The sequence below is a fragment of the Imtechella halotolerans genome, from assembly GCF_028743515.2.
GTDB classification, from domain to species: Bacteria; Bacteroidota; Bacteroidia; order Flavobacteriales; family Flavobacteriaceae; genus Imtechella; species Imtechella halotolerans.
The window spans coordinates 304,204-316,062 of sequence record NZ_CP117969.2 but is presented as its reverse complement, the minus strand read 5'-3'; the positions used below and the strand labels follow the sequence as shown (position 1 = coordinate 316,062).

The following is an 11,859-nucleotide window of genomic DNA, read 5'->3' as shown; positions in this document are numbered from 1 at the left end:
AACTTTATACCTATGAATCCAATTAAAAAACTAAACATTTCGGTGGTGGTCATGATCTTAGTCATTTTATTACCTACCAGTTCCATGGGACAGGGAATGCCTGTCTATGACAACACAAACTTTATCAGTCTTGCTAAACAACTTGTGGAATCCGCTAAGCAAACTTCTCAGTTATTGAAAACAGTTGAATTTCTTAAGGAACAGAAAGACCATATTGAACAGGTTAGCACAACAGTACGCCAGCTAAATGCAGTTAAAAAATTGGTTAAAAACAACCAACAATTACTGAACATGGTTAACAGGGACGTAAAAAGCATTATAAACTCGCCATACATTACCTACGAGGAAATTCCACAAGTTATTACCTCCTTTGAGGACATCCTTGTATATGCCATGGAAAGTATTTCGTATGTAGATAAAATACTAACGAGCCACTTTTTAAAAATGACAGATGCCGAACGCGCTACACTTTTAAAAGTGCATGAATCCCAATCTGATGAGCTTCTAGTTGAAGTCAGCTTAAAAACTAAACGATATAAAGAGGTGATATCATTTCGCAAAATGCAAGAAAAAATCAACAGTCGAATAACCCAATTTTAAACAACTCATGTTTCTAGGAATAGGTTTAGAATATATGGATTCGGTTTTTCAAACCATCAAAAACAGTAACTTTTCACAGTATACTATTACTGGTATGAAAACATTGGCGATTCTTTTTTTCATGATTAATTTATTAAAGAAATATCATGAAGGAATAGCTGCTACTGATGGACAGACTTGGGGGCTTACTCCAACAGAGTTAGCGAAAAACGTTGCCGTCATTATCCTAGTCCTATTTTCCACAGAGGTATTAGCTGTATTGGACAGCATCCTTGTATCTATTGAATTTCAGTATCGTTATACAGCTCCTGCACTTCTACCATTACAGTTACAAGATTTAGATTTGGAACAAGATATAGGTGCCATTGAAGCTGCAAAAAAAGCAATGGCAATACTCTATGAAGCACTAGTAACGCCTTTATACGGATTAAAAATGCTCGCCTTTATTGCTGCTGTGGTTCTCTGGTTATTAGATATATTCATCTATCCGTTATTTCTCGCTGAAAGATACTTCCTACTAGGTATTATGCAAGTCTTTTTCCCTTTGGTAATAAGTTTAGCAGTATTTGAAAAGTTTAGAAGTCTTGCCTATAATTTTTTTAAACTATATACAGGTATATATATGCTAGTTCCTGCCTTTTTTCTAGTAAATGTATTTATCAATTACCTCTATACCGAAATCAATACGAATTTTTGGACGGCACTTTTTGGAACCGATTGGGGTCAAGAGTTTTTTGCTCCTCTAATTGAATGTGCTTCAATAGGATTCATTGTTGTTCTAAAATTTAAGCTCTATCGTAGGGCCATTTCTTTTGTATTACGCCTTTTTACAGGCGGTTAACTTCTAATAAAAAAACACTCATGAAAATACCCTATAAAAACATTTACGATGTCCTACACACCAATCGGTTTATTGTAATGGCCACTATTTTCGGATCTGTCATCACTTGTTGCTTTTCAACCTATATGGTGATTAAACTTCATAACAACAGTATGGATAGCGCCTTTGTGATTAATAGCGATGGGTCTATAATTCCATTAAAAATGGTTTCTCAAAGAGAGAACCTTGAAGTAGAATCAAAAACACATCTTACTCTATTTCATCAATATTTTTATGGTATTGATGCTAGCAATTATGAAAAAAATCTTGAAAAGGCACTTTGGTTAGGAAACAGTTCCATTGATGCACTTTATCATCAAAAAAAAGTTGATGGAGTCTATAATCGCCTTTTGCAATATGCCTTGGTGCAAAAGGTAATTTCAATAGAATCCATTGTTGATATTCAAGAAGAACCTTTTCCCTTTACAACCAGAACTGTATTTAATATTAATAGAGGTCCTATAACTGACATCTATGAACTCACTACTTCTGGAAACCTAATGCGTGTAGATAGAAACTTTCCACATAATCCACATGGCTTGCTTATTACAAATTTCTTCGAAAACACCTTACGTAAACTAGATAATTATGCTCCTACCAAAAAATAAAATTGTTTTCATAGTCATTGTTATAAGTCTTATACTATTTATAGGTGCCTATTGCATACTTCTTTTTACTGATGACCATTCAGATGTTATAGATCATAATCAGGTGCCTTTGCCAAAATTAGTAGACCATCAAAGGGAATATCACTCCAGATTAGAGGCCCTAAACAATTTAAAAGAAATAAGACAAACTACCCCTCCAAGTATGTATGATCAAACGACATTAGACGCTGTTGGACATCATCATGCTAGTTTAGATAGTCTCAAAAAAAAACATCTTATCGATAGTGTATATACCCTTGGACAAAGCAGACATTTCAAACTTATGAGGCTAGGTCTCTATGACAACGAGAAAACTAATTCCATGGCAACTAATCACATGGAACAACCTGAAAAACTAGAACCTAAGAGTAACTTTCGTTCCATGGATTCCTCAACTATCCCTATCAAAGAAATAATCCTAGAACATGAACAATTTTATCGATCTCTCCCTAAATTTCAGAAAGCGGATGTTCATTCCCAGAATCTAGAATTGTATGCCTATGTTGATGGTACCCAAATGGTAAAAAAAGAACAGCGTTTACAGATGCGACTTTCCAAAGAAATAACTATTTATGGAATACTATTTCCAAAGAATACTCCTATTTATGGCTTTCTTTCGTTCAAACCTAATCGGGTTCTGATTACCATTAAAAGTATTGGCCAGCACCTGATACACTTAACAGCCTTTGACCTGGAAGATGGCAATGAAGGTATTTATATTGAAAATAGCTTTCGCGCTGAAGCAGAGCAACAGCTTATAGATGATGCAGTTAGGGATATCTCCATAGCTGGAATACCACAAGTACATGGAATTAAGGGAATTTTCAGAAGAAATAATCGACATGTAAAAGTTATGATAATGGATAATTACCAACTAATTCTAAAGACATCAACTAAACCCACTCAATTTCTTAACTAATGAAAAATTATATATTAATAGTTGCATTAACTGCGCTGCACACCATAGAAGCCCAACCTCCCTTGGATACTATTTATGCTAACTCATCAAAAAATGTGGCCCTATTCTTTCCAAAGCCTATCCGCCAAGCAATCACAGGGACTACTCGTTTTCTATTCACATATAATAGGGAAAAACCACAACATTTTGGTTTATTACAAGCGCATCCAGGGCCAGAAAGTAATCTTCTCATTGTGACAGAAGATGGCTCATTGTACTCCTATATATTGGCCTATTCAAATACACTTCCTCAATTCAATTATTTCATCACTAATAAAGAAAGTATTGGAAACGAAACCCCTTTACAGCCAATACCAAAATCGTTAATAAACACCACTGATAGCATTACTAATAGGGTTACCTATTTGAGAAAATTTAGTGATTACATAGGTAATAATCCAAAAAGACCACTGGCCACTAACAGTACTAATGATATCCAATTACAACTGAGAAAACCAGTGTACTACGGGTCCGAAACTTACCTTGCTTTAGAAATGAGTAATTACTCAGGTATAAATTTCGAAATCGAGTATCTGGCTATTTATAGAATAAGCGGAAGTAAAAAAAGGAAAGCTTCACTTCAAAGAATACCTCTGGAGCCCATCTACATACATAATAAACCCGATACGATATTTCATGGAGTAAAGTATCATTTCATATATGTAGTGCCCAAATTTGTTCTCACCGAAAAAGAAAGACTTCAAGTGGTCATTCATGAACGAAATGGAAGTAGAAAATTACAGCTAACCACTTCTCTCTAATAAAAAAACGCCTGAAGAAAAATACATTCAACAGGCGTTTTTAATATCATTCAATTCTTAATTCATCCTAAATTGCTTGATGTCTTTAAATTTAGTGACTTCAGTGGCTTCTATATTCCTTTTATATTCAGTCCACTCTTGGGTAAAGAAAGTATTAACTTTTTCCAATCCTTCCTCTAAATACCTCTTCGCATTGTCCATTAATTGGATTTCAGTTGCCGTTATTCCTGTAGGGCGACTTCTTACATAGCCAGTGGCTAAATTAATTTGTTGAGATACCGTTATTTCAGGATTTCTGACAATTCCTTGTCGCTTATCAACGGTCCCTACAAAACCGTTTAGCAAGGTATCTATTGTAGCTACAATTTCCTTAGAAGCTTTAATGGCATCTTTGTATTTTTCTTTACTCAAACCGGAAAGTTCTTTTTCAAAAGCTTCCGCAATCTCTTTACTTTCTACCAATTGTTTTGTGGCATCAGCAGCTAGTTGAGAGTACCCTTCTAATGTTTTTAAAGCAGCATATTTTTGATCCAAAGATGAATTGGTAACTTCCAAACGAGGATCAGCCTTCACTTCTATAGAAGTTTCGAGTGTCTGATCCAAGTAGGTCAATTTTACCTTATAGGTACCTGGGGCAACTTGTACTCCACCGGGCTCACTATTTCTTCTACTTACTTGTCGCGAAGGTCGGTGGGCACCTTTTTCGTCCATATTCCAAAAGAAGCGATGCATCCCTTTTTCTGTTGGCGCCTTTTGCTTTAACGTCCTAATAAGACGTTCGCCATCATAAATATTCAAATAAACAGAATCCTTTGATTTAGATTCACCTTTATTAAAGTAATAAGTAATCATAGCTCCAGACGGTCTATTTTCTCCCTGATACATTGCATCAGCGCCAAATCTACTACCTGTAGGCTGTTGATAAGCTGCTTGGTATGCAACAGGGGGATTGAACAAATACACCTCCTTGTTGATAATTGACTTATCCTTAGCTAGAGCTCGTAATGGTCGGATGTCGTCTAACACCCATGCAGAACGTCCAAAAGTACCAATAACCAAGTCGTGTTCACGTTCTTGGATAACCATGTCCGCAGTAGGTACTGTTGGGTATCCCTCTGTCCATTTAGTCCAAGAATCGCCTGCGTCTAATGATATATATAACCCATCATCTGTACCCAAGAACAATAAATTAGATTCTTCTATATCTTCAACGATACTCAGGGTAAAACTTTTCACATCTTTTTCAGAAACAATACGTTGCCACGTTTTTCCATAATCCTTAGTTCGGTATGCATAGGGTGTATAATTAAATCGTCTGTAATCGTTGACCAGAAGTAAAGCTTCTCCCTTATTTTTATTGGAGGCTTTTATCTGAGGAATCCAAGCACCTTTTGGCATCCCCTTTATAGCCGAAGTAACGTTACTCCAAGTTACTCCTCCATCTTTGGTTATTTGTACCTGGCCATCATCCGTTCCTACCCATAACATCCCTTCTTCTATGGGAGAAGGCTCTATAACTAAAATTGTACAGTGATTTTCAGCTCCGGTAGCATCCATGGTAAGTCCCCCACTCTCGGACTGCTTTTGCTTTTCTGGATCATTGGTAGTTAAATCAGGAGAAATGATTTTCCATGTCAGACCTTTATCAGTGCTTTTGTGTACAAATTGACTTCCAAAGTATACCGTACTATTGTTAAATGGATCCTGTCCAATAGCTGAATTCCAGTTATAGCGTAGGTATACTTTAGGATCTGGATGAGTCGGTTTTACTCCATAATTATTTCCAGTAACATGATCATAACGTTGCACATTTCCCTGTTGACTCATGGTATAACCATACCTGGAATCATCCTTGTCTGGAACCACATCAAATCCGTCTCCAAAAGAAATTTCTTGCCAATATGAATTGCGTATTCCTTGGGCTTTCCATACATAAGCTGGACCTCTCCACGATCCATTATCTTGCATTCCTCCATACACATTATATGGATACTCATTATCTGTATTAATGTGATAGTACTGAGCCACGGGAAGATTTCCTATAAACCTCCAGGTTTTTCCACCATCATAGGTAATATTCATTCCTCCATCATTGCCATCTATCATAAAATTCCCATTTTCCGGATGAATCCACCATGCATGGTGATCTGGGTGTACTCCATTAGAGACTCCATAGGCCGGCATTAGCATCTCAAAGCTCTTACCTCCATCTTGAGAAACATTCACATACGTAAAAATGGAATACAATCTATTCTCATTTTGAGGATCAACATAAATTTCAGAATAATAAAATGGCCTGTCTCCTATTTCTCCTTTATCATTAATCATTTTCCATGAGAAACCTCCGTCCTCACTTTTATAAAGTGCATTCTTTTTAGCTTCTATTAAGGCGTAAATAATAGCTGGTTTTGAAGGAGCGATTGCGATTCCTATTCTCCCAAGTTCCCCTTCTGGAAGCCCTTCCTTATCCGTTATTTTCTTCCAGTTATTTCCTCCATCATGAGTGATATAGAGTCCACTTCCCTGGCCTCCTGAATTAAAAAACCAAGGATCCCTCTTATGCTCCCACATAGCAGCTATCAACTTATTTGGATTCGTGGGATCCATTATTAAATCTGCAGCCCCTGAACTAGTATTGGTATGTAAAATAAGATTCCATGTATTTCCTCCATCAGTGGTTTTATATACGCCTCTTTCTGGATGATTTCCCCAAGGAGATCCAATGGCCGCTGCATATACGGTGTTTGGATTCGTCGGATCAATTACCACCCTGTGGATATGACGTGTATTTTCAAGTCCCATAGACTTCCAGGATCTTCCACCATCAAGTGATTTATAAATTCCATATCCTCCATTTAAGCTATTTCGTGGGTTTCCTTCTCCAGTTCCCACCCAAATCACACTAGGATTTGATTGTTGTATAGCCACTGCTCCTATAGAGGCTGTTACCTCTTTGTCAAAAATTGGATGCCAAGTGACCCCTCCAGAAGAAGATTTCCACAGTCCTCCTGAGGCCGTTCCTACATACATTATCTCTGGATTGGAATGAACCACATCAATGGCAGTTACACGGCCACTCATCCCTCCAGGTCCAATACTCCGAGGTTGCATGCCTTTTACAACTTCCATTGAAAAGTCCTGTGAAAAAAGAGTTACGGATGTAATCATCATCCATACTAATACTAGATTTTTCATACTTTTTGGTTGGTTTAGGTTCGTCTTAAAGGTTAAATTTAGTGTTTTTGTCTTTTAGTACGTTTTATTTGCCTTGGATAAAACCAAAGGTAGAATCCACTTATGCTCAACAACATAAGTCCAAGAGAAGTTAAGGAAGCATACACTAGCTTAATCTCGTCGTTATTTGTCCGAATCAAAAAATCCAAAATTGATCCATCATGAATCTTTTCAATAATATCAGAAGTTCGTTGTCTTACGGACACCACTTCACCTGAATAGATATCTAATTGAAGTTCTGTAAAATGTTCTTCAAAACGTACCTTAACAATTCCTTTGGCTGGTCGTACATCCATACGATCTATTTGCCAGGCCAGTTGTAAGGAATCCTTCATATAGGTGACAGCTCTTAATTGAAGACTATCCAGTGAAAGAGTAGTTTGCTGTTCAAATGCTGTTCTTGCAATAACCTCAGGTGTTAATTTAAGCTCCTTTTTCCATGCCAATAACAATCCTGTGGCGCCCAATAAAAACATGGCACCTAAAAGTGGAATAGCCACCCAACGATGCAATTTTCTATAAAAACGAGTTGATGCAGCGGCCTTATTTGCGTTAATTTTCAATTAATTTATGTATTAAATTGCTAAGATACTTAATTGCAAAAGTGAGATTCTTAAAGGGATGTTAATTTCAGTTGATCAGTTTGCTGTATATTTGTACGCTTATTTTTATTTATGCAACGCGAATTAACGTTACAAGTATCTCCTGAAATTGCAGCCAATTCGGAAGCACTGCATATTGCCACAGCCCAACATAGCGGTATTCCCCTCTCAGAAATTAAACATATAGAAATTTTAAGACGATCGATAGATTCGCGCCAACGAAACATTAAAATCAACCTTAAAGTTCTCGTTTTTGTCAATGAAGATTTTGAGGATATTCCAATAAGTCTGCCTTCTTATCCTGAAGTATCGCAACAAGAATCCATATTAATTGTGGGTGCTGGACCTGCAGGACTTTTTGCAGCACTTCGTTGCATTGAATTGGGAAAAAAACCTATAGTCCTTGAAAGAGGAAAGGATGTAAAGGCAAGAAGACGAGACCTTAAAGCGCTTAACCTTCAACATATTGTCAATGAAGATTCTAATTATTGCTTTGGAGAAGGAGGCGCTGGCACCTATAGTGATGGTAAGTTATATACCCGCTCTAAAAAACGAGGGGATGTAATGCGTATTCTAAAGCTTTTGGTAGGGTTTGGTGCCACTAAAGAGATTCTTATCGATGCCCACCCACATATAGGCACCAATAAGCTTCCTAAAATAATTGAGGATATTCGCAATCAAATTATTGCTTCAGGTGGTGAAATTCATTTTAATACACGTGTTACCGACATCCTTGTAAAATCAAATGAAATACATGGAATTCAAACGGCTACAGGAGATTTGTTGCATTGTCGAAAACTCATTCTTGCCACTGGACATTCAGCTAGAGATATTTTTGAATTGTTATATACAAAAGGAATATATATAGAGGCAAAACCATTTGCCCTAGGAGTACGAGCCGAACATCCGCAATCTCTTATTGATAAGATTCAATACAAATGTGATGACAGAGGCGATTATCTTCCTCCCTCAGCTTACAGTATTGTAAAACAAGTACACGGAAGAGGAATGTATTCTTTCTGTATGTGTCCCGGTGGCATTATTGCACCTTGCGCCACCAGCCCACAAGAAGTTGTAACTAACGGGTGGTCTCCAAGTAAACGTGATCAATCCACTGCCAACTCTGGTATAGTTGTAGAACTCCGTCCAGAAGATTTTAAAGCCTTTGGCGATTCTCCTTTAGCAGGTATGTATTTTCAAAAAGAAATTGAACAAAGAGCATGGTTGAAAGCTGGAAAAACTCAGGCTGTCCCTGCACAAAGAATGGTTGATTTTACGCAAAAAAAGGTAAGTTCCACACTACCTACAACCTCTTATAAACCGGGAGTATCATCAGTAGAACTTGGTGAAGTATTTCCAACATTTATCACCAAAATACTTAGAGATGGCTTTGTTGCCTTTGGCAATACTATGCGTGGATATTTTACCAATGAGGCTATTTTACATGCTCCTGAATCAAGGACTTCTTCACCTGTCCGCATTCCTAGAGATTCATTTACTTTAGAACATGTGCAAATCAAAGGATTATATCCTTGTGGCGAAGGTGCTGGTTATGCAGGAGGTATTATTTCTGCGGCAATTGATGGAGAAAAATGTGCAGAGCGCTGCGTTGAAAGTATGGGTACCTTCTCATCAATTTAATGGGTATTTAACCAATCCCTAAATGCTTTCACACGCTCTCTACTCACAATTATTGGCAGCTCATTATAAGTGTGTAGCTTTATTTCCAATCTGGAATTCGTGTAGGATACAATGTCCTTTATTGCATTAATATTTACATAGAATTTCCTACTTATTCTAAAAAACACTTCGGGAGCAAGTTCTTGATCAAGGTCTTCTAAGGTGTTTTCCAATAAATAGTTCCTCCCTTCCAAGGTAAAGGCATAGGTCCCTTTATTTTCACTGTAAAAACATTCAATTTCTTCAACTGAAATCATTTTTAAGTGCTGACCTATTCTGGTAGTAAACCTCTTTCTATAGCTTCTCTCCAAAGGATTTACAAGAAATTGTTTAATCTGATTGAAATCGAGCACCACCTGTTCCTTGGATGGAATCCGCATCTTAAACTTTTCAAAAGCTACTTGCAATTCCTGATCATCGATAGGTTTTAACAGGTAATCAATACTATTTAATTTAAAGGCTTTAAGAGCATAATCATCATAGGCTGTAGTAAAAATAACTGCGCTAGTGATTTCTATTTCTTCAAAAATTTCGAAAGATAACCCATCTGATAGTTGAATATCTAGGAAAATCAAATCGGGATGTGGATTTTCTTTAAACCAACGTAAAGAGGCTTCCACAGAATGCAGCATACACTCCACTTTTATAGCCATATTTTCCAGCTTCCGTTGTAAAAGTCTAGCTGCCGGCTTTTCATCCTCTATTATTATAATTCTCATAAGCAATGCATCTCTTTGCTAGGATTATTTTTAACCTATTCCCACTTATTATATTGATCCTCTTTCATAAATTCTTTAATCTTACGTGCCTCCCAGTCTTTGGAAAACAATAATCCTTTCCCAAATACACCCCAAGCATGAAAAACAAGACCTATTCCCCAGAAGAAAATTGTATAAAAATTATCAATTTCAAATAGTGGCTCTTTAAAACCTTTGGTATTTAGCCACAATAACATACAATTAATAAGGATGTACACCAAAAGATGGGTGTAAAAACCTTTTATCTCTTTAACACGCTCTACAGCCTGTAGATAGCGATCTTCTTTATGATACTCTTTTTGTTCCATAGTTAGTCTATTTCCAGTTTTTAGATGTTTTTTCATCTTGTTCCATAAGTTCGCGGATCTTTCTTTCTTCCCATGTTTTTCCATATCCAAACACCGTAAATCCATGAATGGCTACACCCATACCCCATCCCAATAAAGGAAACCAAAACCATTGAAATCCCCATGAAACCTGATAGTTTATAAAAATCAAGAAGGGTATTACTAGACAATAGGAAGTCAAATTACCATAAAAGTCTTTAATTTCTTTTACGCGCTGACGAGCTTTGATGTACGCATTGCTCTCATTAAATTGTGTGGTATCCATAGTACTTATTTGTTTAGTTAATAGCGGTAACTGTACAGAAAAGACAGTATCGCTTTGGTTAATATGTATTCTTCGGTCTGTAATTATAGCATAGCGATTTATAATGTTCTGTAGACCTACTCCTTTACGATCTTGTAATACTTGTTTTTTTTGAAGATTATTTTCAACCAGCAGATTATTCCCTTCTTCATAGATACGAATCCGTAGTGGTTTCTGTTCACTTACTACATTGTGTTTCACCGCATTTTCAAGCAATAATTGAAGAGAAAGGGGTACTATCTTAGCATCTGGATTAATAACCTTTGTTGGAAGTTCAAAAAACACACTATTTTCAAATCGCATTTTTAAAAGATCCATATAGGTTTTTGCAAAGGAAAGTTCCTCCTCTAAACTCACCAACTCTTTATTCTTTTGTTCTAAAACATACCGATATACTTTAGATAAAGAGGTTGTAAACTTTTGAGCCATTGTCGGGTTTTCATCTATAAGCGATGTCAACACATTTAAACTATTAAAAAGAAAATGAGGATCTAACTGATTCTTTAAGGCATCAAATTGCGCAGAAGCAGTTCCAGCAATTATCTTTTGTTGTGTTAACTTATTTCGCTGTAACTCTTTATAAAAATGTAGCGCATGAAAAAACAACACAAATACCAAGGTAATAATTACCGCTACAATATAAAACCGAGCTTGTTCCCCTTTAATAAAACCAATGAGATCGGCCCCTTCAAATACTACCCCAATACCTAATCGAATAAGAAATACACCTAAAATTGTAAGAAAAAAACTGCCTAAAACCCCTATAAGTAATCTAAACCTCCTACCCTTACGCCAAGAACGTGAATTCAAATAATCAAAAAAGGTACTATTGATCGTTGTGAGTACTATGCCGTAAATTAGATAGTATCCAAATTCTTTACTTAAAATTTGCATACTGAATATTCGACCATTTAAATACTGGACAAGCCAGATAAAGGATGCTATAATCCCACTTATAACAATTCCCGCTAGAATTGATTTAAAAAGATATTTAAGTAAAGATTGAAACATGATTCGTCTAATTCCTGTTTATAGGTTGGTGTATGTTTGGTTTTGCTTTTATTGTTTTAGCCTTACTGGTTTAAAGG

General features: G+C 36.4%; 11 protein-coding genes. 6 read left to right on the top strand and 5 right to left on the bottom strand.

Features of this window, described 5'->3' with window-relative positions; genetic code table 11:
• Positions 1-12 precede the first annotated feature (12 nt).
• The 5 genes from PT603_RS01525 to PT603_RS01505 are packed head-to-tail and all read left to right on the top strand — an operon-like array spanning position 13 to position 3,846.
• Positions 13-600, top strand: a complete 588-nt coding sequence (locus tag PT603_RS01525; RefSeq protein ID WP_008237975.1) for a hypothetical protein — start codon at positions 13-15, stop codon at positions 598-600.
• Between the two features lie 7 nt (positions 601-607).
• Positions 608-1,441 (top strand): hypothetical protein, encoded by an 834-nt coding sequence (locus PT603_RS01520; RefSeq protein WP_008237977.1) that lies wholly within the window; start codon positions 608-610, stop codon positions 1,439-1,441.
• Positions 1,442-1,461: 20 nt separating this feature from the next.
• Positions 1,462-2,088, top strand: coding sequence for a conjugal transfer protein TraK (locus PT603_RS01515; protein WP_008237978.1), 627 nt, complete (start codon positions 1,462-1,464; stop codon positions 2,086-2,088).
• A complete protein-coding gene (gene traM / locus PT603_RS01510; protein ID WP_008237981.1) occupies positions 2,069-3,046 on the top strand; it encodes a conjugative transposon protein TraM in 978 nt (325 codons plus the stop codon). The genes PT603_RS01515 and traM overlap by 20 nt, the downstream gene beginning before the upstream one ends.
• Positions 3,046-3,846: a DUF4138 domain-containing protein gene (locus tag PT603_RS01505; protein ID WP_008237983.1), complete on the top strand. Its 801-nt coding sequence runs from the start codon at positions 3,046-3,048 to the stop codon at positions 3,844-3,846. The genes traM and PT603_RS01505 overlap by 1 nt, the downstream gene beginning before the upstream one ends.
• Positions 3,847-3,903: 57 nt before the next feature.
• On the opposite strand, the gene PT603_RS01500 is transcribed toward PT603_RS01505, so the two are convergent.
• Together PT603_RS01500 and PT603_RS01495 are read right to left on the bottom strand one after the other, a co-directional pair.
• Positions 3,904-7,041 (bottom strand): WD40/YVTN/BNR-like repeat-containing protein, encoded by a 3,138-nt coding sequence (locus PT603_RS01500; protein ID WP_008237984.1) that lies wholly within the window; start codon positions 7,039-7,041, stop codon positions 3,904-3,906.
• Between the two features lie 38 nt (positions 7,042-7,079).
• Positions 7,080-7,643: a PepSY domain-containing protein gene (locus tag PT603_RS01495; protein ID WP_008237986.1), complete on the bottom strand. Its 564-nt coding sequence runs from the start codon at positions 7,641-7,643 to the stop codon at positions 7,080-7,082.
• Between the two features lie 111 nt (positions 7,644-7,754).
• On the opposite strand from PT603_RS01495, the gene PT603_RS01490 reads away from it, so the two are divergent.
• Positions 7,755-9,323: an NAD(P)/FAD-dependent oxidoreductase gene (locus PT603_RS01490; RefSeq protein ID WP_008237988.1), complete on the top strand. Its 1,569-nt coding sequence runs from the start codon at positions 7,755-7,757 to the stop codon at positions 9,321-9,323.
• On the opposite strand, the gene PT603_RS01485 is transcribed toward PT603_RS01490, so the two are convergent.
• The 3 genes from PT603_RS01485 to PT603_RS01475 are packed head-to-tail and all read right to left on the bottom strand — an operon-like array spanning position 9,320 to position 11,782.
• Positions 9,320-10,081, bottom strand: a complete 762-nt coding sequence (locus PT603_RS01485) for a LytR/AlgR family response regulator transcription factor (protein ID WP_008237990.1) — start codon at positions 10,079-10,081, stop codon at positions 9,320-9,322. The genes PT603_RS01490 and PT603_RS01485 overlap by 4 nt on opposite strands.
• Before the next feature lie 35 nt (positions 10,082-10,116).
• Positions 10,117-10,428 (bottom strand): 2TM domain-containing protein, encoded by a 312-nt coding sequence (locus PT603_RS01480; RefSeq protein WP_309258599.1) that lies wholly within the window; start codon positions 10,426-10,428, stop codon positions 10,117-10,119.
• A gap of 7 nt (positions 10,429-10,435) precedes the next feature.
• Positions 10,436-11,782: a 2TM domain-containing protein gene (locus PT603_RS01475; RefSeq protein WP_008237994.1), complete on the bottom strand. Its 1,347-nt coding sequence runs from the start codon at positions 11,780-11,782 to the stop codon at positions 10,436-10,438.
• Positions 11,783-11,859 lie beyond the last annotated feature (77 nt).